Below are 21954 nucleotides of genomic sequence, written 5' to 3' on the forward strand. Positions count from 1 at the left end.
CGTGGATCATGCCGGTACTCGGACACGTTCACTCCTCACGAGTACACCCTGCGGCCGGAACCGGATGATCAGCAGCAACACCACGCCGTAGAGCAGGATGCGGGCCTCCGGCGCGAGCCGCAGCGCCTCGGGCACGCCGATCAGCACCGCCGCGCCGAGCACCGCCCCGTACGGCGATCCGGTGCCGCCGAGCACCAGGATGGTGACGATCAGCAGGGACATGGACAGGTTGAACACCGTCGGGTCGATGTAGCTGTACTGGTGGGCCAGCAGCGCGCCCGCGATCCCGGAGAAGAGCGCGCTGATCGCGAAGGCCAGTGCCTTGTAGTCGCGCACCGGCACCCCCGACGAGCGCGCCGCCACCTCGTCGGCGCCCACCGCGCGCAGGGCGACGCCGAGGCGGGAGCGCTGCACCGCGACGATCACCGCGAGCGTGACCGCGAGGAACACCAGGTCGAGCAGGAAGATGTCGGTGCCCTCGGTGAACTCGTAGCCGAGGATCGAGGGCACCGGGATGCCGAAGATGCCGTAGCTGCCGTGCGTCACCGACTCCCAGTTGCGGATGACCGCCACGATGACGATGCCGATCCCGAGCGTGGCGATGGCGACGTAGTGCCCGTTGAGGTTCCACAGCGGCGCGGCAAGCACCGAGGAGACGACCGCCGCCACCACGCCGCCCGCCAGCGCGGCCGCCAGGAACGGCCAGTCGTGGTCGAGGGTGAGGACGGCCGAGGTGTAGGCGCCGATGGCGATGGGGCCGGCCTGGCCGATCACCAGCTGCCCCGCCGACCCAGCGACCAGCGTCATCGACACCGCGATGATCGCGTAGGCGATGATCTGGGTCCCGACGACGATGGCATAGCTGTCGGCGACCAGCGGCACCACGATCGCCGCGAGCGCGAACACGATCACCACGTGCCACCAGCGGATCCGCCACTGCCTGCCCGCGCCGAGGAACGTACCGGTCATCGGCTCGGCGCTGATGGCGGGCACCTTGGCCAGCAGGCCGCCGGGCCGCAACACCAGGAACGCCACCAGCACACCGAAGGTGATCAGGTCGCGGTAGCCGTCGCCGAAGACGTAGATCCCGTAGGCCTCGACCACGCCGAGCAGCAGACCCCCGACCACCGCGCCGGGGATGGAGCCCAGGCCGCCGATGGTGGCGGCCACGAATCCGGTGAGGCCGGCGAGGGTGCCGCTGGTCGGCGAGATGTTCGAGTTGTACAGGCCGACGAAGATGCCGGCCAGCCCGCCGAGCCCGGAGGCGATGGCGAAGGCCAGCACCTGGATCCGGGCCACCCCGATGCCCATCTGGGCCGCGGCGTCGGGGTCCTGCGCGGTGGCCCGGATCGCCAGGCCGTACCGCCCGAACCGCAGGAACGCCCAGAGGCCCGCCATCACCGCGAGGGTGATGGCGAACATCACCAGGTCCGAGGTGCCGAAGCGCACCCCGCCGACCCGGAAGTTGTTGGTGTCGAGCACCTGCGGGAACGGCCGGGTCTCCGGACCGAAGACGATCTGGGTGAGGTTCTCGATGATCAGGCCCGCCGCCACCGTGGCCAGCAGGGCCGCGATGGCGGGCGCCTTGCGCAGCGGGTGCACCGCCAGCACGTCGATGAGCACGCCCAGCGCCGCCGTGATCGCCACGACCAGCACGATCGTCAGCCACAGCGGCAGGTGCTGCTCGGCGATGAACCACCAGCCGAGGATCGACCCCAGCGCGAAGACCGCGCCGTGGGCGAAGTTGATGACGTTGGTGACACCGAAGATCAGGGTGATGCCCACGGCGAGCAGCGCGTACGCGTTGCCGTGGACGAGCCCCGCGACGAGTGTGTCGAACATCAGCGGTTGCCGGTCGGCACGAACTTGCCGCCGGCCAGGACGAGCTCGCGCGGCGCGACGCCGTGCGGGCGGCGCGTCTCCTGATCGAAGGCGAAGGTGCCGAGGCCGATACCGGTGAACTGCTTCTCGGTCTTCAGGCCCGCGAGGATGCCCTCGCGGGTGGCCCCGCCCTTCTTGGCGGCCTGCACCAGCACGTGCAGCGCGTCGTAGGCGTAGACGTTGAAGTCGCCGGGGTCGGTGTTGAACTGGGCGCGGAACTTCGTGACGAAGTCCTGCACCTTCTTGTCCGGGTCGGACGGGGAGAAGATGCCGTTGACGATGTCGCCCTCGGCGGCCGCGCCCGCCAGCGAGATGAACTGCGGGGTGTTCTGGCCGCCGAAGAACTGACCGGTGAAGCCGACGTCGCGCAGCTGCTTGACCACCAGCGCCCCGTCGGGCCCGTAGCCCAGGTGCACGACCGCGTCCGGGTTGGCCTCACGGCCCTTGATCAGGATCGGTTTGACGTCGGTGGAGTCGGGCAGGATCGGCGAGGAGTAGACGATGTCGACGCCCTTCTGCTTGGCCGACTTCTCGAAGAACTGGAAAGCCTGCTTGCCCCAGTCGGTTTCGAGGTAGACGACCGAGACCTTCTTCGCCTTCTTCGACACCCACTCGGCGTTGCGCTCCTGGAACACGTCCAGGGTGATCGACGGGCTCCACGAGTAGGGGCCGCCCTTGGTGAAGTCCACCGCGGAGTTGGTGAAGCCGTACTGCACCAGCTTGCCCCGGTTGTAGATCGGCGAGGCCGCGATCGAGGCGGGCGAGGAGAAGTCGCCCAGCTCGGCGATGATCGACTTGTCGTCGACGAACTTGGTCGCGATCGGCACCGTCTGCTTGGGATCGGACTGCGAGTCCTCCCACTTCAGCTCGACTTTGCGCCCGTTGATGCCGCCCGCGGCGTTGATCTCGGCCAGGGCGATGTCGAAGCCCTGCTGCCACAACCGGCCGTACTCCGCCGAGGCGCCGGTGCGCGGGCCCGAGACGCCGAAGTACACGGGACCGTCGTCCGTCGCGCCGCCGCCGGAATCGCCGCACCCGGCGACCACGGCGGCGACGCTCGCCGCGGCGACCGCGCCGGCCACGACACGGGTGAGGGGACGCGAAAAGAGGGAGAACCTGCTCACTTGATCTTCCTGAATATCTCAGCGCTTGCGATATCGCCCACCGATATCGCCAGGTCGTCACCCGGGGCACCCCACCGCCAGGAGGGTTGCCGATCAGCGAGCCGGGGCTCGGAAACTGCTGATACTCGTGACCGTCGGCCGAAACGTAGCAGCCGCTACGGGCCGCGCCCGCCGTCCCGGCCGGGCCACGGAGCGGAGGCGCGACGGCCGAACCGGCGCGGAGCTGCGCCTACTACCCATTCCCCCTCGCCCGCAGCGCTTTCGAATCAGGTCGGCGGAAATGCGGCGGCGCGGGCGCCGGGCGCGGGCGCCATTCGCGGCAGCATGCGACAAATCATTGTCGGTGCCGGAGGCGGCGCGTACTCGTGAGTAGTCCGCAGTTCCGCGAAAGGATTCCGATGACCACCCTGCTCCACATCAACGCCTCCGCACGCGGCGAATCCAGCCAATCCCGTGCCATCGCAACAACTTTCATCGACGCCCTCGCCGCGAGGGATCCCGGCCTGACGGTCGACACGCTCGACCTGTTCGACGCCGGGCTGCCCGATTTCGGCACCGAGGCCGCGGCCGCCAAACTGGCGGTGTTCACCGGTACGGAACAGACCCCCGAGCAGGTGGCGGCCTGGGAGCGGGCCCGGGCGGTGTTCGACCGCTTCGCCGCGGCCGACGTCTACGTGCTCAACATCCCGATCTGGAACCACGGGGTGCCCTACATCCTCAAGCAGTACGTCGACATCGTCACCCAGCCGGGCTGGGCGTTCGCCTTCGACCCCGAGGTCGGCTACAGCGGCCTGCTCGAGGGCAAGCGGGCGGTGACCGTCTACACCAGCGGCGTGCACCAGCCGGGCGTGCCGATCCAGTTCGGCAGCGACTTCGCCACGCCGTTCGTGGAGGACTGGCTGCGGTTCGTCGGCGTGAAGGACGTCAGCGAGATCCGGTTCGCGCCCACGGTGCTCACCGCCGATCCCGAGGCCGGTTTCGTCGCCGCGCAGGAGCGTGCGCGTGAGCTCGCCGGCGACTACTGAGCCGCAGGCGCGGGGGTGGGCGCCGACCGGCCCGACGGTGACGACGGTCTGTGCCGTCGGGATTCTCGTCGTCGGCCAGCTGTACGTGGTGCTGCCGGTCCTCGGGGATCTGGCCGCGGTCTGGGGCGCCTCCCGCGCGGCGGCCACCTGGACCACGACTGCCTTCGGGCTCGCCTACGGCGCAGGCTTCCTGGTCACCGGTCCGCTCTCGGACCACTGGGGCCGCCGGCCGGTGATCGTGGGCGGACTGGCGGCCACCGCCCTGACCACCCTGGCGGTGAGCGTCGCGCCGTCCCTCGGCGCCGGGCTCGCCGCCCGGGTGGCCCAGGGCCTGACGGCGTCGTTCTTCGCGCCTGCGGCGTTCGCCTATCTGGCCGAGCGCATCGCGCCAGAGCGGAGGGTGTTCGCGCTGACCTGTTTGACCAGCTCGTTCCTCGCGGCGGGCGTCGTCGCGCAGGTCCTCGCCCAGCTCGCCGGCGCCGCGCTGGGCTGGCGGGCGGTCTTCGTGCTGGGCGCGGTGGGATTCGCGGTGTCGGCGGTGGCGCTGTACCGGGTGCTCGAATCCGGTACACGATCCGCCGGATCGGCCTCTGCGGCCGCGGTCTTCACCGCGTTCGCCGGGCTCCTGCGCACGCCGCGCGTCGCCCTGCTCTACGCCGCCTGCCTTGCCGTTCTCGGTTCCTTCGTCGGTATCTACACCGGCGTGCAGCTCGCGCCGCCGGACGGCATCGGACACAGTAGCGGCGCGTTGCTGGCGCTGCGGGCGAGTGCCATCCCGGCGATGATCGCGGTGCCCGTCCTGGCCACCCGGCTCGCGGCCTTCGATCCGACGCGGCGCCTGATCGTCGCCCTGAGCACGGCGGGGGCGGCCGCGGCCGTCACCGCCGTGCCGCTGGGCGGGATCTGGGTCGGGGCCTGGCTCTTCGTGTTCGTCACGGCGGTCGCGGTGGCCGCCCCGGCGGCCGTCCAGGCCGTCTCGGCGTACGCGGGCGAGGCGCGGGGTGCGGCGACGGCCCTGTACACCTTCGCGCTGTTCGTCGGCGCCAGCGCGGGCCCGCAGCTGGCCAACGCGGTGGCGCACCGCGGTTTCCCCGCCGTCGCGCTGTCCATCGCGGCGCTCGGCTTCGCCGGCGCGGCCCTGGCCTTCGCCTCGACCACGGTGCGCGCCCCCGCCTAGCCGCGGACGACGATCGCCCCGGTGCCGATCGGGCACCGGGGCGATCGCTCGCGCGTCGGGAGTTCAGGCGCGGGTACGGAATTCCTCGAAGGTGGGGGTGGGCAGCTTCAGCTGGGCGTGGATGTCGCCGCCGAGACCGAAGTGACCGATGGCCCCGCCGTAGTTCTGCTGGTAGCTCTGCCACAGGACGACCACGCTGACGACGCGGTTGGCGCCGGGCTCGGCCGGGTCGGGGAACGGGTTCGGCAGCGAGGCCCGATAGGTGGCGCTGCCGTCGAGGTCGGTCACGAAGACGTTCGGGACGCCCAGCGGTCCCGGCCGGGTCGGGTTGTCGGGGTCCAGGTCGCCGGAACGCAGCGACATCACGGTGTAGAGCGAGTCCGGGATCAGGCCGGAGAACTCGAACCGGAATTCGGCGCTGCGCTCGTCGTCGGCGAGCGAGACCTCCACGGTGCCACGGGCTTCCAGCCAGCGTCCCAGCGTCACCGGTTCGGTGAGCTTGCGGCCGTCCTCCGGGCGCAGGTCCGGGATGGGGACCTCGTGGAAGGCGTAGCTCGGCCGTGTGACGGCCGCGGCGTCCGGCAGCTGGTCCGGGGCGAACACCATCGGATAGTTGTGCGCGGGCAGCGGCAGGGGCAGCGTGTAGAGCACCTGCTCGGCGTCGGCGGGTGCGAGTTCCTCCGGCAGCTCGCGGATCACGCGGTACGGGAGGTTCTCGCCGAACGGCGGCAGCGGGGTGTCCGCCGCGACGATCGCCCGGCCCCAGCGACGCGTCACCGTGCCGTCGGGCCCCTCGTCGTTCAGGAAGCCGACGACGAGGAAATTGCCGTCGGCGTCGAGAACCTCACTCGGCGGATACAGCGGACCCTGCGTCGTCGGGGTCAGGTCGTAGCGGCGCTTCACCATACGGAGGCCACCTTTCGCTCGTCGGTGAACACGTGACCGTCGGCGTCGCCGAGCCGGTCGCCCAGATGCCGCCACGTGCCGGTCCGCGCGGCCTCGACCAGGGTCGGGTCGGTGCCGCGATAGGCCGGTCGCGCGACCAGCCACAGGAACGGCAGGTCGGAGGCGTGGTCGCCGTAGCCCCAGGTGTCGGAGCTGCTGATGCCGTGGGCGCGCAGGAACTCCACCACGGCCTCGCCCTTGGCGGCGCCGATCATCGGCCTGCGGATCTCCCCGGTGAGCACGCCGCGCTCGTCGAGCAGCGGCTCGGTGGCGATGACGTGGTCGGCGCCGACCGCCGCCGCGACGGGCGCGATCGCCGGGGCGAACGAACCCGACAGCAGCACCACGCGATCCCCGTCGGCGCGGTGCGCCCGCAGGGCCTGGACCGTCTCGGCGTAGAACGCGGTGCCGCTCGCGGCGAACTCCTCGAACCAGCGCTGCCCGGCCGCGACCAGCGCCGAGTACGCCACGCCGCGATAACCCTCGTAGTACGCCCGGTTGACCTCCTCCCGAGGCGCGCCCGCTGCCGCGCGCGCCTTCAGATCGTCGGTCCGCCGGACGTATTCGCTGCCGTCGTCACCCTGCTCGGCCAGCCAGAACCGCAGGAAGGTGAACATGCTCTTGACGGTGATGAGCGTCTCGTCGACATCGAAGAAGGCGGCGCCGCTCATGCGGACAGGCCCAGATGCGCGCTGATCGCCTTGGCGGCCTTGGCCCGTTCGATCTGGGTGATCCGCTCGTGGGGCAGCGCGGTGAACCCGATCCGCGAGGTCGCCACGGTGCGCCCGAACTGGCGGACCTCGGTCTCGATGGCGAACTCGAGCTTGCCGGGATCCTCCAGCGCGATCGGGGTCAGCGTGGCGTGCAGGCTGGCGGGCAGCGGGAAGAGGAACGAGGTGAACTTCAGGTCGACGGCGTTCCACACGATGTAGAAGTGCTCCTCGGGGCGACGCACCCCGTGCTCGAGTTCGAAGGCGGCCAGGAACAGCTGGCGCACCGCCTCGATCACCACGATGCCCTGCACGTGCTCACCGGTCTGGTGATCGAGCAGGAGTTCGTTGTCGCCGTCCACGCGCAGGTCGGCGCGGAAGACGTTCTCGGCCTCGCGCCGCAGGCCCGCCAGCAGCACGTTGGAGTCCTGGTACTTGTGCACGTGATGGCGGGCCGCGGGCTCGGCGATCTCGCCGACGACCCGGAACCGGGCCCGCGGCGCGTGGATCGCCGCGACGTGCTCGATGTAGTCGAGGTCGTGGCGGGTGACGCCCTGCCCCAGATACACCGTGAGTTCCGCGGCGGTGGCCCGGAAACGGCCACCCCGCAGCAGCGCCACCAGGCCGGACACGGTGTGCACCCGGTCGTCGGTGGTGATCCCCAGGAAGCGGTCGGCGACCACGGCGAACGTGGTGGCCAGCTGCTCGGCGGGGGCCGCGGTGGTTTCGAGCTGAACGACAGACATGGACAGACCTCCATCAAGGACGCTTATGGCGGCTTCCTCCGCGCCGCCATCCGGTCGTCACCCGGAGCACCCCGCCGTCGATGGAGGGTTGCCGCCCAGCCAGCCGGGGCTTGCCGCTGGGACTCGTGACCGTGTACCGAAAATTAGAGCGCGGCAATGTTTTTGACCATATTTCCGAGCATCCTGCGGAAAACCCCGCGAACCTCCGCCCACGGGCGGTGTCCGGGCCGGTGCCGGTTTCCTATGCTTACCTGGTACCGCCAGTCACACAGCCCCGGAGGCACCGTTGCCGAAGAACCTCGAAGCCAGCATCGACATCGCCGCATCGCCGGAGAAGGTGTGGTCGGTCCTGTCCGATCTCGGCCGCATGCCCGAGTACAGCCCGACCACGCTCAAGGTCATCCCGATCGGCGGGGTGCGCGACGGCGCGTTCACCGTCAACATCAACAAGGACGGCTGGAAGGTGTGGCCGACGACGTCGAAGATCGTGCGGTTCGAGCCGAACAAGGTGCTGGCCTTCCGGATGAACGAGAACCGCACCGTGTGGAGCTACGTCCTCGAACCCACCGCCACCGGCACCCGCGTGGTCGAGCGCCGCGACGTGCACCCGAAGGGCGTGCCCGCGCCGATCCGCGGCGCGATCAGCGTGGCCCTGGGCGGCGAGCAGCAGTTCGAGACCGATCTGGTGCGGGGCATGAACGAGACCCTCGCCCGGATCAAGGAGGTCGCCGAACGCTGAGTTCGCCGACCCACGCAGAGCCCGCCGGTGTTCCGGCGGGCTCTGCGCGTTTCTAGCCGAGGCCCTGCCGGATCTCGTCGAGCAGGTCGGCGCCGCGGGTGAGCAGGTCCTTGATGGCGGCGACCTCGTCGTCGGTGAACTGCGCGGCCAGGGTGCGCTCGACGGCGATGGCGCGGGCGTCGGCCTCGTCGGTGAGCGCCCGGCCCGCCTCGGTCAGCCGTGTCTCTAGCACGTTCTTGTGCCACTCGTGCGGGGTGCGCTCGACCAGGCCGCGTTCCTGCAGGTTGCCGAGCACGGTGTTCATGGTCGGCGGGGTGACCCCGGCCAGGCGGGCCAGCGCCGCGGCGGAGATGCCGGGGTTCTCCGCGAGATGCAGCAGGGCGCTGAACTGCGGGACGGTCAGTCCGAAGGGCTTGAGCGCCGCCGTCTTCGCCGCGATCAGCGCCTGTTCGGCGCGCTTGATGTACGAGCCGAGACGCTCGGCGGCGGGCATGGACGTCATAGCGGCATCGTATCCGCCCATCGGAACATTAACCCCTTGACGATGATTAGAACTCTAATCTACGTTAAGACCCGTTGTTGAGTGTGAAGCTTCAGCCATGGAAGAGGTCTGAGATGTTCCGATCCCGCTTCGCCGTGGCCGCCTTGGCGGCGGCCAGTGTCACGGCCGGATGCGGCACCGACACCGCCGAGCCCGCGCCCGCGGCGGCCGCCCCCGCGGTGACCACCGCCTTCGGCCTGCCCGGCGACCGCGCCTACCCCGAGGGCATCGCCCTCGACCCGCGCTCCGGGGACACCTACGTCGGCTCCTACAGCACCGGCGCGATCTACCGGGCGGCCGCGGGCGCGAGCCGGGCCGAGGAGTTCCTCGCGGCGGGCGCCGACGGGCGCGCCACCGCCAACGGCCTCGCCGTCGACGGCCGCGGCAGGCTGTGGGTCATCGATTCGACCGCGGGCGTCACCGTCTACGACACCGCCACCCGGGCGCCGCTCGCCCGCTTCGACGTGCCCGGCCCGGCGCCGCACTTCGTCAACGACCTGGCCCTGACGCCGGACGGCACGGCCTACCTGACCGACAGCGTGCGCAACGTGCTCTACGCGGTCGCCCCCGAGCGCGTCGACCGGGGCGAGCGCGGGACGCTCGCCGTCGCCGCGGAACTCGCCGCGGCGCTGCCCCAGCCCGTGGCGCCGGACGCGCTGGAGCTCAACGGCATCGTCGCCGACCCGGCGGGACGCTTCCTGCTGGTGGTCGCCATGACCTCGGGCACCCTGATCCGCGTCGACCCCACCGGCGCGACCGCGCCGCGCGCCATCGCCCTGACCGGCGGCGACGTCCGCCACGGCGACGGCCTCGCCCTCGACGGCCGCACCCTGTGGGTGGTCCACAACGTGGACGACACGATCAGCCGCTGGACGCTGAACGCCGACGGCACCGCCGCCACCCGCGAGGCCACCTTCCACGACCCCGCGCTCCAGATCCCGACCACCATGGTGCGCAGCGGCCACCGGGCGCTGGTGGTGTCGTCCCAGTTCGACAAGGGCGGCCCGATGGGGCCGGGCACGCCGGGGCCGTTCGCCGTCCACGCGGTCGACGGCATCTGATCGGACTCAGAGCGTGGTCAGGAAGTCCCTGATCACCGCGGCGACCTCGTCGGGCCGCTCGACCTGCGGCGAGTGACCCGCCTCCTCGACGATGTGCACCCGGGCGCCCGCCGCGGCGTAGCGGTCGGCAGCCCGGGCGCAGTCGTAGAGGCGGTCGTGGCGCCCGTGGACGACAAGGACCGGCAGGCCGAGGCGGGCGACGCGGGCGTCGAGCGGGTCGGCGGCGAACTCGGCGCCGCGGGCGGACAGGGCGTAGTGCAACCCCGCGGGCTGGGCGGCCCGGAAGTCGGCGACGACGAGATCGGCCAGGCCCGCGACCGTCGCCGCGCGGAATCCCGGGCCGAAGCCGGACCGGTTGCCGAGCCGGACCAGCGGCGCGGGCGTCCAGCGCTGCGCGAAGCGGATCACGGAGGGCCGCACCACGCCCGCCGCCCAGGTCGGCACCCGCGCGCCGGTGTAGTCCGGACTCTGCCCGATGACCACCGCGCCACGCACGCCGGGCAGCACGGCGGCCACCCCCAGCGCGAGCTCGGCGCCGAAGGAGTGGCCGACCACCACGCAGGCGGGCAGTTCCAGCGCCGCCAGCGCCTCGACGACCTCCGCGGTCCGCGCGGCCGAATCCAGCGGCGCGCCACCGGCGCCCTGCCCGCTGGTGTCGACGCGGATCACCCGGAACTCCCCCAGCCGCTCGGCCAGGGCGCCGAACCAGTGGATCGAACCGGGGATGCCGTGGATCAGCACCAGCGCGGGCAGCGCGCCCGTCCCCTGATCGTGCAGCGTGACGCTCATGCGCCGACCGTACGCGAGTCCGTCGCGCGACCGTTGCCGGAGGGCCCACTCTCTACTACCCTACGTAGTAGACAAGTCGAGGGGGGCAACGGTGCCAGAGTCCAGCGCGAGATCGGCCGCGATCGTCGGGGGTGGAATCGCCGGGATCGCGGCGGCGCTCGCGCTGCGATCGGCGGGATGGGCGGTCACCGTCCACGAGCGGGCCACGGACCTGGCCGAGGTCGGCGCCGGAATCACCCTGGCGCCCAACGCCCTGTCCGCCCTCGACGCGCTGGGGGCGGGCGCCACGGTCCGCCGCGCCGCGCTCCCCGACCACACCGGCACCGTCCTCGACCGCCACGGCACCCCGCTCGCCGCGACACCCCTGCGCGAGTTCGCCCACGGCGATCTCGTCGCCCTCCACCGCGCCGACCTGCTGTCGGCGCTGGCCGAGCGCCTGCCCCCGGACCGCCTCCGGCTCGGCACCACGGTCCTGCGCGCCGAGACCGACGGCACCGTGCACACCGCCGCCGACAGCGTCCGCTACGACCTCGTCGTCGCGGCCGACGGGGTGCGCAGCCGCCTGCGCACCCAGCTGTGGCCCGGCAGCCACGCCCGCGACACCGGCATCCATGCCTGGCGCTGGATCGCCGACCCGGCACCGGAGACGCTGTGCGGCATGGTCGTCGGCGCCCACGGCGAGATCGGCGTCATCCCGATCGACCGGGGTCGCGCGTACGCCTGGGCCGCGACCCGCCGCCCCGACCTCGGCCTCGCCCAATTCGCCGACTGGTGCGACCCGGCGCCCGCGCTCCTCGCCGCGGCCGACCCGGAGCGCATGATCCGGACGGATCTGCTCGACGTCGCGGTCCCGGCGGAGCTGGCCCGCGGGCGGGTCGTGCTGATCGGCGACGCCGCCCACGGCATGCTGCCGCACCTGGGACAGGGCGCCGGCCTCGCCCTGGAGGACGCCGTGGTCCTGGCCGCGCACGCCCCCGACCTCGCGACCTACTCCGCCGAGCGCAGGCCGCGGGTGGCCCGGCTCAACCGGCTGGCCCGGCGGATGGCGCGGGTGGCGATGCCGGGCTCGGAGGCCGCGGCCCGGTTCCGCGACAGCGTCACCCGGCGCCTGCCCGACGAACTCGCCACTCGCCGGCTGCGCTCGGCACACGACTGGCGCGCCGGCTGAGCACCCGTTTCCTGTCGGTACCGCTCACTAATATCGCAGGGGTGGAGGAACTTTCGGGATGGGCAGCAATCGATGACGCGTTGCGACCGCTCTACGGGGACACCGCGCCGACACACTGGGGGACGCTGATCGCCTGGCAGCTGGGCGGTCCCGATCCGCTAGACGGAATCAGCGCCTACGCCCGCGAGGAACCGGTTCCGCACTGGCACTATGTCAGCTACGGAATGAGCGAACTCGGCGTCGCGCAATCGAAATCCGGCGACCCGGCCGAATCCGGCTGGGGATTCGAATTCACCTTCCGCCTCACCCGTCGGCCCGGCGAACGGGAGGCGCCGATCTGGGCCGCCGCATTCCTGCAGAATCTCGCCCGCTATGTGCACGAGTCCGGAAACCGGTTCGCGTCCGGGCATCATCTCGGCGGGCTCGGCCCGTTCGCGGCCGAGGACACCGAATCGGCGATCCGGGCCGCCGCGGTGATCACCGACCCGGAATTGGGGGCGATCGGAACACCCAACGGCCGCGTCGAATTCCTGCAGATCGTCGGGCTCACCGAGGCCGAATACGACGCCGCACGCCGGTGGCGCACGCGGGAACTGCTGCGGGTCCTCCGGCCGCGCCTGCCGCTGTGGGTCACCGACCCCGCCCGCGCCTGCCTGCTCACCGATCCGCAGATCGCGGCCGAGGTGCGCGCGGGCACCACCGAGCAGGGCTCCGGGCTCGGCGAACTCTTCGCCGACACCGTGGAATGGACCTACGACGGCACCGCGGCGGTCATCCGGATCGGCGCGCACGCGGCGCCGATCGTCGCCGACGCCCTGGCCGACCGGCTCGGGTCGGGAAACGCGCTGCGGCTCACCGGGAGCGACACCGCGATCCGATTCGCGCCCGCGCCCGAACCCGCATTCCGCGGCGACACCGGCGAATTTCTGGAAATCGACGTGCCCGCCGCGGCGGTCACGCCCCTGGCCGAGGCGCTGCGGTGCGGCACCGCGACCACCGTTCCCGCCTTGCGGAACCTGATCGTCACCGTCGATTGATCACGACTCGGTACGAATGTGGTACAGCCTCTTTTCTTTCCGCTACAGTGGGCGCCGCCCGGATCCGGCGTGATCGGCCGGCAGGTGTTTTTCGAGATGGGTAAACGTTAGTGAAGAAGCTGCTGCTGAGCGTGGTGACCGGCCTCGCCCTCGTTTCCGGCGGCGCCGCGGTGACGGCGCCCGCCCAGGCCGCGCCCGCCCCCGCGCCCAAATGGGGCGCCATCGCGGTGTCCTCGGTGAACGGCGTCGCCGGCATGGTGCGCAATCGCGAGACGAAGCAGGCGGCCACCGACGAAGCGATCGCGGTGTGCGACCGCGAGATCACCACCACCGACACCGGTTCGGGCCTGCCACCGCACGACTGCACCGTCGCGGTCGTCGTCAGCAGCGGTTCGTGCATGTCGCTGGCGAAGGCCCGCGAGATCGGCGGGCGCAATCGATCCGTGTTCTCCTGGGCGTCGGCCGCCACCCAGCTGCAGGCCGATCTCGACGCGACGCTGCGGTCCTACGGCCTCTTCCCGCTGATCTCGCTGTCCGGTTGCCAGGACTGAATCGCGGGACCGGTGGCGGGTTCCGGCCGAGTGGAATACAGTTCGCCGCGGAGAACCGCCTCATGGAGGGACACGTGATCACTCCGCAAGGGCCGGAGGACACAGCCGACGTCCGGCGAACTGTCGCGCTGACACAGCTGATACATCTCATGTCGGAGTATCAGCACCTCGGCGCGCACCGCGACACCTACCTCGCCCAGCCCGCCGACGACACCTTCGTGCGCGGGTGCGGCATCATCGCGGGCACCAGCGCGGTCATCGGCGCCATCTGTGCCGTGGTCGGCGCCTGGCCCGGCGCCTTCGCGCTGCTGTTCCTCGCCGCGATCCCGACCCTGCTGGCGATCCGGCGCGGCCTGCTCAACCACGCACAGCACTCGGCGCGTATCGACCTGTTCGACCACGGCGTCACCGTGTACCGCTCGGGGGAACGGGTCGCCGGGTTCCGCTGGGACACCGTGGAAGTGCGCCAGCAGGAGATCCCGTTCCACGAGGCGACGCCCATCGTCTATTCGCTGGAACTGACCGGCCCCGGCGCCTCGGCCGACATCGACGACACGCACTTCGCGCGGGGCAGGGAATGGGCGCGGGCCATCCAGTCCGCGGTCACCAGCACCCAGCTGCCCGGCGCCGTCGCCGCGATCGACAACGGCGAGACCGTGTACTTCGGCGACATCGGCCTGAACCTCGACGCCCTGCTGTTCGCCGGGCAGGCCATCGACTGGGAGCGGATCCAGCTCATCGACGCCCGCAGTGGCATGATCCGGCTCAAGGTCGACGGCCTGTGGATCTCGCTGGCGCCGGTCGGCGAGGTGCCCAACTTCTACATCTTCAACGAACTCGCCGAACGCCTGCGGCTCGTCCCGTCGAGCTGACCGGTGCGCGGCGGCGCACAGACCATACGGTACCGTATGTGAATGGCGAATGACGGCGCGCGCACCGGTCCCAAACGGCTCACGGCCGACGACTGGGCCACCGCCGCGTTCGCCGCGCTGGAATCCGGCGGACTGCCCGCGGTCGCGGTGGAACCGCTCGCCAAGCGCCTCGGCGCCACCAAGGGCAGCTTCTACTGGCACTTCAAGGATCGCGCCGCGCTGGTCGAGGCCGCGCTGGCCAAATGGGAACAGCTCGGCACCGAACAGGTCATCGCCGACGCCGCCGCCACCTCCGACCCGCACGAGCGCCTGCACCTGCTGTTCGGCCGCGTCATCGACTACGCCGCCCACGGCCGCGTCGACCTGGCGCTGCTCGCCGCCGCCGACCAGCCGAGCGTGGCCGCCGCGCTACGCCGCGTCGCCGACCGCCGCATCGCCTACGTCACCGAACTCCTCATCGAACTCGGCCACACCCCCGAGCAGGCCCACACGAACGCGGTCGTCGCCGTGAGCGTCTACCACGGCTTCAACCAGCTCGTCCGCGTCGGCCCGACCTCCGTCCCCGACTCCCCCGAGGAACGCCGAGCCCTGGTCGACCACATCTTCCGCAACCTCCTCGCGGTCGAACCCCGCCCCGAATAGCGCGGCCCGCTCAGCTCAGCGGCACCGTGCGCCACCACCCCCCTCCGCGCACGCCGAAGGCCGGCCCACCAGGTGGACCGGCCTTCGGTGTTGTTCGCGGAAACCGCTGATCCGGAAGGGATCAGAAGTCCATGCCGCCCATGCCACCGGTCGGGTCGCCCGCGGGGGCGGCCTTCTCCGGCTTGTCGGCGACGACGGCCTCGGTGGTCAGGAACAGGGCCGCGATGGAGGCCGCGTTCTGCAGGGCCGAACGGGTGACCTTGACCGGGTCGGCGACGCCGGCGGCCAGCAGGTTCTCGTACACGCCGGAGTCGGCGTTCAGGCCCTCGCCGGCGGGCAGGTTCGAGACCTTCTCCGCGACGACGCCCGGCTCGAGGCCGGCGTTGAAGGCGATCTGCTTCAGCGGGGCCGACAGCGCGACACGCACGATGTTGGCACCGGTGGCCTCGTCGCCCGAGAGCTCGAGGGCGTCCAGCGCGGGGGCGGCCTGCAGCAGGGCAACGCCACCACCGGCGACGATGCCCTCCTCGACGGCGGCCTTGGCGTTGCGCACGGCATCCTCGATGCGGTGCTTGCGCTCCTTGAGCTCGACCTCGGTGGCGGCACCGGCCTTGATCACCGCGACGCCGCCGGCCAGCTTGGCCAGGCGCTCCTGCAGCTTCTCACGGTCGTAGTCCGAGTCCGAGTTCTCGATCTCGGTGCGGATCTGCGCCACGCGACCGGCGATCGCGTCGGCGTCGCCGGCGCCCTCGACGATGGTGGTCTCGTCCTTGGTGACGACGACCTTGCGGGCCTGGCCGAGCAGCTCCAGACCGGCGGTCTCCAGGGAGAGGCCGACCTCTTCGCTGATGACCTCGCCACCGGTCAGGATGGCGATGTCGGCGAGCTGCGCCTTGCGGCGGTCACCGAAGCCCGGGGCCTTGACGGCGACGGACTTGAAGGTGCCGCGGATCTTGTTCACGACCAGGGTCGACAGGGCCTCGCCCTCGACGTCCTCGGCGATGATCAGCAGCGGCTTGCCCGCCTGGATGACCTTCTCGAGCAGGGGCAGCAGGTCCTTGACAGTCGAGATCTTCGACGAAACCAGCAGCAGGTACGGGTCCTCGAGGACCGCTTCCTGACGCTCGGGGTCGGTCACGAAGTAACCGGAGATGTAGCCCTTGTCGAAGCGCATGCCCTCGGTCAGCTCCAGCTGGAGGCCGAAGGTGTTGCTCTCCTCGACGGTGATGACGCCTTCCTTGCCGACCTTGTCCATGGCCTCGGCGATCAGCTCACCGATGGACGCGTCGCCGGCCGAGATACCGGCGGTGGCGGCGATCTGCTCCTTGGTCTCGACCTCCTTGGCGGTGTCGAGCAGCTTGGCGGTGACGGCCTCGACGGCCTTCTCGATGCCGCGCTTCAGGCCCAGCGGGTTGGCGCCGGCCGCGACGTTGCGCAGACCCTCACGCACGAGCGCCTGAGCCAGCACGGTGGCGGTGGTGGTGCCGTCGCCCGCGACGTCGTCGGTCTTCTTGGCGACTTCCTTGACCAGCTCGGCGCCGATCTTCTCGTACGGGTCCTCGAGCTCGATCTCCTTGGCGATGGACACACCATCGTTGGTGATCGTGGGGGCGCCCCACTTCTTCTCGAGCACGACGTTGCGGCCCTTCGGGCCCAGCGTCACCTTGACAGCGTCGGCGAGGGCGTTCAGACCCCGCTCGAGACCCCGGCGAGCCTCTTCGTCGTACGCAATTGTCTTGGCCATTGCGTTGAGATCCTCCACATGTATATGGCTGACACACGAGACGATCGCAGGTCGGATCGCCCCATTGACGCTGGCCAGGTGCGGTGCCCGCGACGGACGACCGAGGGTGTCGATGGAACCCGGTCTCACCGTCCCGACCTGGCACTCACCGGTGGAGAGTGCCAAGAGCCTTTCTAGCACTCACCCGTGCCGAGTGCAAGGTTCACCGCCTCCACCGGCCGGGCGGCGGGCCGAGGGCGCAGCCCCGACCGGGTCCGGTGGTACGACCACCGGACCCGGGACGGTTCACTCCTCCTCGGCGGGCTTCAGAAAAGCAGCCAGCAGCTCCACGAGGTCGGATTCGACCCGCTCCTTGTCGAGGCCGAGGCCGGTGAGCACGCCCGCGCCGTTCTCCTGCTCGAGGAGCGCGAGCAGGATGTGCTCGGTGCCGACGTAGTTGTGGCCGAGGCGCAGGGCCTCGCGAAAGGTGAGTTCGAGGACCTTCTTGGCCTCGCCGTCGAAGGGGATGAGCGCGGGGACGTCCTCGCTCGCGGGCGGCAGCGTCGCGGCGGCCGCGGCCCGGACGTCGTCGAGGGCGACGCCGCGGGCGACGATCTCGCGGGCGGCGAGACCCTCGGACTGGTCGATCAGGCCGAGGATCAGATGACCGAGGGTGATCTGGGCGTTGCTCGCGGCGCGGGCCGCCTCCTGGGAGCCGACCACGACCTGGCGGGCGCGGGGGGTGAACTTGGCGAACCCGGCCTGCGGATCCATGGCCGCGGCGTCCCCGGGCTGCTTCGGGACGAACCGCTTCTGCGCGGCCTGCTTGCTGACGCCCATGCTGGCGCCGATGTCGGTCCAGGACGCCCCGGAGCGCCGGGCCTGGTCGACGAAGTGGCCGATGAGGTGATCGGCCACGTCACCGAGGTGACCGGCGGCCACCACCGCGTCGGAGAGCTGGTCGAGCACGTTGTCGGGACGGGCCTTCTTGATGCCGTCGATCAGATCGTCGAGGCGGATGTTCGAAGTCATGCGTCAACTCTAGGTTGACGATTCTTCCCCGTCAACCCTTGGTTGACGATGCTCGGCTGGCACAGTGGTCGGCATGGGGAAGTGGGCGCCGCGCGCGCTGGGGGTCGTCATCACGGCGCTGTGCCTCGTCGGGGCGGGACGGTTCCTGTGGCCGCAGCCGGGGATCGAGGAGCACCCCGCGTCCACGCAGCGCCAGCTCGCGTTCGTCCGGACCGCGCTCGACCGCGGGGCCGACACCGACGCGCAGCGTCTCTTCCCGGAGGGCTACGTCTTCGCCAACGTGCTCTACGGGCTCGCCTGGGTGCAGGCCGCGCACACCGACCCCGCGCTGCGCGACCGGGCCGTGGCCGAGGCGCGCCGGGCACTGGCGCGCACCGAGTCCGCCGAGGGCCGCGCCGTGTTCAGCCCGGAGCTGCGCCCGGCCAACGGCGTGTTCTGGGCGGGTTGGACCAACTGGCTGCGCGGCGCGATCCTCACCCTCGACCGCACCGACCCCGCCGAACAGCGGCTGTTCTCGGCGCGCAGCGAGGAGATCGCGCGGGCCTTCGAGGCCGCGGGCACGCCGTTCCTGCCCGCGTACCCCGGCCAGGCCTGGCCGGTCGACTCCACCGTCGCCCTCGCGTCCCTTCGGCTGCACGACCGGCTCCTCGGCGACCGGTTCGGACCGGTCGTCCAGCGCTGGCTGCGCGAGGCCCGCGCCCGGCTCGATCCCGCGACCGGGCTGCTCCCGCACCGGGTCTCGCCCACCGACGGAAGCCCGCTCGAGGGCGCGCGGGCCACCTCGCAGACCGTCATCGCCCGGTTCCTCCCGGAGATCGACGCCGGCTTCGCCGCCGAGCAGTACGCGCGCTACCGGGCCGAATTCGTCTCGTTCCCCGCCGGTTTCGGGCCGGGGCTGCGGGAGTTCCCGCGCGGCGCCGACGGTGCCGGCGACGTCGATTCCGGTCCCCTGATCGCCGGCGTCAGCCTCTCGGCCACGGTCGTCGCCCTCGGCGCCGCCCGCGTCAACGGCGACGCCGCGCTGGCGTCCGCGCTGGGCGCCGAGGGCGAGTTGCTCGGCGTCCCGGTCGACCTGCCCGGCGGCAAACGCTACACCTTGGGGCTGCTGCCCATCGGCGACGCGTTCGTCGTGTGGTCGTCCACCGCGCGCCCGCTCGTCGCCGGCGCGCCCGCCGCCACCGGCGCCCTGCCCGGCTGGTGGCGGGCGCCGTGGCTGTCGGTGCTCGCGCTGATCGGCCTCGCGCCCTGGGTGCGGCCGGTCGCGCGGCGGCTCAGCGCATCCCGACCGACCACGCCGCGCCCCGCACCACCAGTTCCTTCACCCGCGCCGCCGGGCGGCCGGTGAGCACCGGCGACCGCGGGGTGTCGTCGGCGCGCAGGACCTGGATGAGGCCGTCGCGGCGGCCCAGGCTCAGGCACTGGACCGCGTAACGGAAGCGCAGCGGCCGCGGCTCGGCGCCACGCAGGCGGGCCGCGATCGCCCGCGCGGCGTGGGCGCCGGTGGGGATGGCGGTGGCGCAGGCCATGCGCAGCGGCCGCTCGGCCGGCCCGGCGATCAGGGCCGCGTCCCCCGCGGCGTAGATGTCGGGGTGGGAGATCGAGCGCAGGGTGTCGTCGGTGCGGACGCGGCCCCGCGCGTCGACGGCCAGCCCGGCGCGGGCGGCCAGGTCGGGAACGGCGAAACCGGCGGTCCAGATCGTCAGGGCGGCGGGCAGGCAGGTGCCGTCGGCGAGGCGGACGCCGTCGGCGAGCACCTCGACGACCTTCGCGCCGGTACGGATCTCGACGCCGAGGCGCGCCAGCGCCGCACGGAGGTGCACGGCGGCGCGCGGCGACAGCCAGGCCCCCGGCTCCTCGGCCCCGAGCAGGACGATCCGCGAATCCGGCCGGGACTCGGCCAGTTCCGCCGCCAGCTCGATGCCGGTGGAGCCGGTGCCCACGATCACGACCGGCCCGTCCCCGGTTCCGCGTGCGGCCGCCCACACGGCGGGCGCCTCCTCCGGCGTCGCGACCGTGCGGGCGAACGCGGCGGCGCCGGGCACCTCGACGGCGGCGGTACTGCCCAGGGCGTAGACGAGGGTGTCGTAGGCGAGGACGGCGCCGTCCGCCAGCTGAACGGTCTTGTCCGCCGGGTCGATTCGCGTCGCCCGCCCGCGCACGAAGTCGATACCTCTGGCGCCGAGGACATCCCGCAGATCGCGGGTGGCGATGTCCTGCCCGGACGCGCGCTGGTGCAGGCGCACCCGTTCGACGAATTCCGCGCGCGCGTCCACCACGGTCACCCGCGTGCCGCGGGTGCGGCGGACCAGGCCGCGGGCGGCGGCGAGGCCGGCGTACCCCGCGCCGAGGACGACGATGTGCTGCTGTCCGGTCATGGTGTGGCTCCTTCTCGTTCGGCGGTCACCCCTTCGACCGGACACGCCACAGGAACCTGACAGCGGGCGCGGTGACCTGCCTCACGCGCCGAACGCGCCGAGCTTGCGGGGGTTCACCACGAACCGGATCGCGGCGATCCGGTCGCCGTCGAGGGTCACGTCGACGACGCCGGTCACCGCGCCGGCGTCGCGCATCACCAGCACTCGATCGCTGCCGTTGACCTCCTCGAAGGCCAGCGTCGCGGTGGGCGTGAGCATGCGTCGCAGGCCGAGCAGGTAGCGGGCGACCAGGTCGGCGCCGACGACAGGGCGACGCGCGGCAGTCACCTGGCCGCCGCCGTCGGCGGTGGACACGACGTCGTCGGCCAGCAGGGACCGCAGGGCCGACACGTCGCCGGTCGCGGTGGCCAGCAGGAAACGGTCGAGGACGGCGCGGGCCCGCTCGGGCGGGACCGGGAACCGCGGCCGGCCCGAGCGCACCCGCTCCCCCGCGCGGTGGAAGATCTGCTGGGCGTTGGCCTCGGTGAGGTCGAGCATGTCGGCGATCTCGCGGTGGGGGTAGCCGAAGGCGGACCGCAGGACGAACACCACGCGCTCCACCGGCGCCAGCCGCTCCATCGCGGTCAGCAGCGCGAGCGAGACGTCGTCGCGCTGCTGGGCGGTGTCCAGCGGGCCGAGCCGGCCGTCGCCGGTGGGGACCGGCTCGGGCAGCCACGGGCCCACGTACCGCTCGCGGCGGGCCCTGGCCGAAACCAGCTCGTTCCGGCACAGATTCACCGCGACGGTGGTGAGCCAGGCGTCGGCGTTGACGATGCCGCCCCGGTCGGCGTCCGCCCACCGCAGGAAGACCTCCTGGACGATGTCCTCGGCCTCGCTCGCCGAGCCGAGCATGCGATAGGCGAGCGAGAACAACCGGGATTTGGCGTCCAGGAAGACCCGGAGCTCGTGCGGGTCCACCGCGGGACGCCCGGCGCTACTTCCCGCGCGGGCTGCGCAGGCGCAGGCGGGCCGAGCCGCGGATGGCGGGCCTGCGGATCTGCGGCAGCCGCGACTGGGCGCGGCGCTGGGCCCGGCGCTCGGCGGGCTTGTGCTGCCAGGTCTCCGGCCGCGCGGCCACCCAGCGGGCCGAGCGCCACGCGAACGGGATGTGCGCCAGGTACAGGGCGACCAGGATCAGCAGCAGGATGATCGGGTAGGTGACCAGCAGCGCGGCGGCAAGGGCGACGAGCACCAGCAGGCCGGCCGCGGCCTGCGGCGCCACCGACACCGACTTCATGGCCAGGGTCGGGATCGTGCTCACGCACAGCAGCGCGGCGAACACGGTCCAGGCGGCGACGAAGCCGAAGCTGTCCCACCAGCCGTCGCCGAACTGCACCTGCAGGGCGATCGGCACCAGGGCGATGAGCGCGCCCGCGGGCGCGGGGACGCCGACGAAGTACTCCCGGGACCAGGACGGGCGGGTGTCGTCGTCGAGCAGGGTGTTGAACCGGGCCAGGCGCAGGACCAGCGAGACGGCGAACAGCAGGGCGACGATCCAGCCCGCGCTGTAGTCGTCGAGCAGGGTGACGTACAGGACGAGGGCGGGCGCGACGCCGAAGGAGATGGCGTCGGAGAGCGAGTCGAGCTCGGCGCCCATCTTCGTGGTGGCGTCGAGCATGCGCGCGAGCCTGCCGTCGAGGGTGTCGAAGACCGCGGCCGCGCCGACCGCCGCCAGCGCCATCCCGAGCTCGCCGTCGAGGCCGAACTTGACCGCGGACAGACCCGAGCAGAGGGCCAGGATGGTGACCATGCTCGGCAGCAGGCGGACCGAGCGGCG

The 21954-nt window shown here is 72.0% G+C and carries 22 protein-coding genes and 2 riboswitches; of the genes, 10 read left to right on the forward strand and 12 right to left on the reverse strand.

What is annotated here, in order from left to right:
- Positions 1–6: 6 nt before the first annotated feature.
- Positions 7–1842 (reverse strand): ABC transporter permease, encoded by a 1836-nt coding sequence (locus ON36_RS25895; RefSeq protein WP_043658766.1) that lies wholly within the window; start codon positions 1840–1842, stop codon positions 7–9.
- Positions 1842–3005 carry an ABC transporter substrate-binding protein gene (locus tag ON36_RS25900; protein ID WP_052314357.1) on the reverse strand — a complete coding sequence of 388 codons (1164 nt, stop codon included), beginning with the start codon at positions 3003–3005 and terminating at the stop codon, positions 1842–1844. The genes ON36_RS25895 and ON36_RS25900 overlap by 1 nt, the downstream gene beginning before the upstream one ends.
- A gap of 16 nt (positions 3006–3021) precedes the next feature.
- A riboswitch (SAM riboswitch) is annotated at positions 3022–3138 on the reverse strand.
- A 265-nt stretch (positions 3139–3403) separates the two neighbouring features.
- Here ON36_RS25900 and ON36_RS25905 point away from each other — a divergent pair.
- Together ON36_RS25905 and ON36_RS25910 are read left to right on the forward strand one after the other, a co-directional pair.
- The gene (locus tag ON36_RS25905; RefSeq protein WP_043658770.1) at positions 3404–4030 is read left to right on the forward strand and encodes an FMN-dependent NADH-azoreductase; all 627 of its coding nucleotides are present in this window, start codon (positions 3404–3406) and stop codon (positions 4028–4030) included.
- Entirely contained in the window at positions 4008–5207 is a 1200-nt protein-coding gene (locus ON36_RS25910) for an MFS transporter (protein WP_218001235.1), read from the forward strand. Before ON36_RS25905 ends, ON36_RS25910 begins: the two co-directional genes overlap by 23 nt.
- A 63-nt stretch (positions 5208–5270) precedes the next feature.
- Here ON36_RS25910 and ON36_RS25915 read toward each other — a convergent pair whose 3' ends face one another.
- From ON36_RS25915 to ON36_RS25925, 3 genes are read right to left on the reverse strand one after another with little or no spacing between them, the layout of a single operon-like run.
- Positions 5271–6113 (reverse strand): hypothetical protein, encoded by an 843-nt coding sequence (locus ON36_RS25915; protein ID WP_043658771.1) that lies wholly within the window; start codon positions 6111–6113, stop codon positions 5271–5273.
- A complete protein-coding gene (locus ON36_RS25920) occupies positions 6107–6823 on the reverse strand; it encodes an HAD family hydrolase (protein WP_052314358.1) in 717 nt (238 codons plus the stop codon). Before ON36_RS25920 ends, ON36_RS25915 begins: the two co-directional genes overlap by 7 nt.
- Positions 6820–7608 (reverse strand): AfsA-related hotdog domain-containing protein, encoded by a 789-nt coding sequence (locus tag ON36_RS25925; RefSeq protein ID WP_043658773.1) that lies wholly within the window; start codon positions 7606–7608, stop codon positions 6820–6822. Before ON36_RS25925 ends, ON36_RS25920 begins: the two co-directional genes overlap by 4 nt.
- 14 nt (positions 7609–7622) lie before the next feature.
- Positions 7623–7739, reverse strand: a riboswitch (SAM riboswitch).
- A gap of 155 nt (positions 7740–7894) precedes the next feature.
- Here ON36_RS25925 and ON36_RS25930 point away from each other — a divergent pair.
- The gene (locus ON36_RS25930) at positions 7895–8347 is read left to right on the forward strand and encodes an SRPBCC family protein (protein WP_043658775.1); all 453 of its coding nucleotides are present in this window, start codon (positions 7895–7897) and stop codon (positions 8345–8347) included.
- Positions 8348–8399: 52 nt separating this feature from the next.
- Here the strand turns inward: ON36_RS25930 and ON36_RS25935 are convergent, their stop codons facing one another.
- Positions 8400–8849 (reverse strand): MarR family winged helix-turn-helix transcriptional regulator, encoded by a 450-nt coding sequence (locus tag ON36_RS25935; RefSeq protein ID WP_245558204.1) that lies wholly within the window; start codon positions 8847–8849, stop codon positions 8400–8402.
- A 113-nt stretch (positions 8850–8962) separates the two neighbouring features.
- Here ON36_RS25935 and ON36_RS25940 point away from each other — a divergent pair, with 113 nt between their 5' ends.
- Positions 8963–9949, forward strand: a complete 987-nt coding sequence (locus ON36_RS25940) for an SMP-30/gluconolactonase/LRE family protein (protein ID WP_043658778.1) — start codon at positions 8963–8965, stop codon at positions 9947–9949.
- A gap of 6 nt (positions 9950–9955) precedes the next feature.
- Here the strand turns inward: ON36_RS25940 and ON36_RS25945 are convergent, their stop codons facing one another.
- Positions 9956–10738: an alpha/beta fold hydrolase gene (locus tag ON36_RS25945; protein WP_043658779.1), complete on the reverse strand. Its 783-nt coding sequence runs from the start codon at positions 10736–10738 to the stop codon at positions 9956–9958.
- A 91-nt stretch (positions 10739–10829) separates the two neighbouring features.
- Here ON36_RS25945 and ON36_RS25950 point away from each other — a divergent pair, with 91 nt between their 5' ends.
- The 5 genes from ON36_RS25950 (at position 10830) to ON36_RS25970 (ending at position 15008) form a co-directional block, all read left to right on the forward strand.
- Positions 10830–11906 carry an FAD-dependent monooxygenase gene (locus ON36_RS25950; RefSeq protein ID WP_043658780.1) on the forward strand — a complete coding sequence of 359 codons (1077 nt, stop codon included), beginning with the start codon at positions 10830–10832 and terminating at the stop codon, positions 11904–11906.
- Between the two features lie 41 nt (positions 11907–11947).
- A complete protein-coding gene (locus tag ON36_RS25955; RefSeq protein WP_052314359.1) occupies positions 11948–12943 on the forward strand; it encodes a suppressor of fused domain protein in 996 nt (331 codons plus the stop codon).
- Positions 12944–13053: 110 nt separating this feature from the next.
- Positions 13054–13494, forward strand: a complete 441-nt coding sequence (locus ON36_RS25960) for a DUF4189 domain-containing protein (protein WP_043658781.1) — start codon at positions 13054–13056, stop codon at positions 13492–13494.
- A gap of 74 nt (positions 13495–13568) precedes the next feature.
- Entirely contained in the window at positions 13569–14366 is a 798-nt protein-coding gene (locus tag ON36_RS25965; RefSeq protein ID WP_245558205.1) for a DUF6585 family protein, read from the forward strand.
- Positions 14367–14408: 42 nt separating this feature from the next.
- Positions 14409–15008, forward strand: coding sequence for a TetR/AcrR family transcriptional regulator (locus ON36_RS25970; protein WP_043658785.1), 600 nt, complete (start codon positions 14409–14411; stop codon positions 15006–15008).
- Between the two features lie 121 nt (positions 15009–15129).
- Here ON36_RS25970 and groL read toward each other — a convergent pair whose 3' ends face one another.
- Together groL and ON36_RS25980 are read right to left on the reverse strand one after the other, a co-directional pair.
- Complete coding sequence (gene groL / locus ON36_RS25975) at positions 15130–16752, reverse strand: chaperonin GroEL (protein WP_043658965.1); 1623 nt, start codon at positions 16750–16752, stop codon at positions 15130–15132.
- A 285-nt stretch (positions 16753–17037) separates the two neighbouring features.
- Positions 17038–17763 carry a Clp protease N-terminal domain-containing protein gene (locus tag ON36_RS25980; RefSeq protein ID WP_043658787.1) on the reverse strand — a complete coding sequence of 242 codons (726 nt, stop codon included), beginning with the start codon at positions 17761–17763 and terminating at the stop codon, positions 17038–17040.
- A gap of 73 nt (positions 17764–17836) precedes the next feature.
- Here ON36_RS25980 and ON36_RS25985 point away from each other — a divergent pair, with 73 nt between their 5' ends.
- Positions 17837–19108, forward strand: a complete 1272-nt coding sequence (locus ON36_RS25985; RefSeq protein WP_052314360.1) for a hypothetical protein — start codon at positions 17837–17839, stop codon at positions 19106–19108.
- Here ON36_RS25985 and ON36_RS25990 read toward each other — a convergent pair.
- From ON36_RS25990 to ON36_RS26000, 3 genes are all read right to left on the reverse strand, one after another.
- Entirely contained in the window at positions 19035–20138 is a 1104-nt protein-coding gene (locus ON36_RS25990) for an NAD(P)/FAD-dependent oxidoreductase (protein WP_043658789.1), read from the reverse strand. The genes ON36_RS25985 and ON36_RS25990 overlap by 74 nt on opposite strands.
- An 81-nt stretch (positions 20139–20219) precedes the next feature.
- The gene (locus tag ON36_RS25995) at positions 20220–21095 is read right to left on the reverse strand and encodes an RNA polymerase sigma-70 factor (RefSeq protein ID WP_043658790.1); all 876 of its coding nucleotides are present in this window, start codon (positions 21093–21095) and stop codon (positions 20220–20222) included.
- Positions 21096–21111: 16 nt separating this feature from the next.
- Positions 21112–21927, reverse strand: a complete 816-nt coding sequence (locus ON36_RS26000) for a CDP-alcohol phosphatidyltransferase family protein (RefSeq protein WP_245558208.1) — start codon at positions 21925–21927, stop codon at positions 21112–21114.
- Positions 21928–21954: the final 27 nt, after the last annotated feature.

This window comes from Nocardia thailandica NBRC 100428 (assembly GCF_000308795.1).
GTDB lineage: Bacteria > Actinomycetota > Actinomycetes > Mycobacteriales > Mycobacteriaceae > Nocardia > Nocardia thailandica.

Coding starts and splice junctions, on each gene's coding strand:
- ON36_RS25980 (WP_043658787.1), bottom strand. CDS start 17,763: ATGACTTCGAACATCCGCCTCGACGATCTGATCGACGGCATCAAGAAG.
- ON36_RS25935 (WP_245558204.1), bottom strand. CDS start 8,849: ATGACGTCCATGCCCGCCGCCGAGCGTCTCGGCTCGTACATCAAGCGC.
- ON36_RS25905 (WP_043658770.1), top strand. CDS start 3,404: ATGACCACCCTGCTCCACATCAACGCCTCCGCACGCGGCGAATCCAGC.
- ON36_RS25915 (WP_043658771.1), bottom strand. CDS start 6,113: ATGGTGAAGCGCCGCTACGACCTGACCCCGACGACGCAGGGTCCGCTG.
- ON36_RS25925 (WP_043658773.1), bottom strand. CDS start 7,608: ATGTCTGTCGTTCAGCTCGAAACCACCGCGGCCCCCGCCGAGCAGCTG.
- ON36_RS25985 (WP_052314360.1), top strand. CDS start 17,837: ATGGGGAAGTGGGCGCCGCGCGCGCTGGGGGTCGTCATCACGGCGCTG.
- ON36_RS26000 (WP_245558208.1), bottom strand. CDS start 21,927: ATGGTCACCATCCTGGCCCTCTGCTCGGGTCTGTCCGCGGTCAAGTTC.
- ON36_RS25945 (WP_043658779.1), bottom strand. CDS start 10,738: ATGAGCGTCACGCTGCACGATCAGGGGACGGGCGCGCTGCCCGCGCTG.
- groL (WP_043658965.1), bottom strand. CDS start 16,752: ATGGCCAAGACAATTGCGTACGACGAAGAGGCTCGCCGGGGTCTCGAG.
- ON36_RS25920 (WP_052314358.1), bottom strand. CDS start 6,823: ATGAGCGGCGCCGCCTTCTTCGATGTCGACGAGACGCTCATCACCGTC.
- ON36_RS25940 (WP_043658778.1), top strand. CDS start 8,963: ATGTTCCGATCCCGCTTCGCCGTGGCCGCCTTGGCGGCGGCCAGTGTC.
- ON36_RS25970 (WP_043658785.1), top strand. CDS start 14,409: ATGGCGAATGACGGCGCGCGCACCGGTCCCAAACGGCTCACGGCCGAC.
- ON36_RS25990 (WP_043658789.1), bottom strand. CDS start 20,138: ATGACCGGACAGCAGCACATCGTCGTCCTCGGCGCGGGGTACGCCGGC.
- ON36_RS25895 (WP_043658766.1), bottom strand. CDS start 1,842: ATGTTCGACACACTCGTCGCGGGGCTCGTCCACGGCAACGCGTACGCG.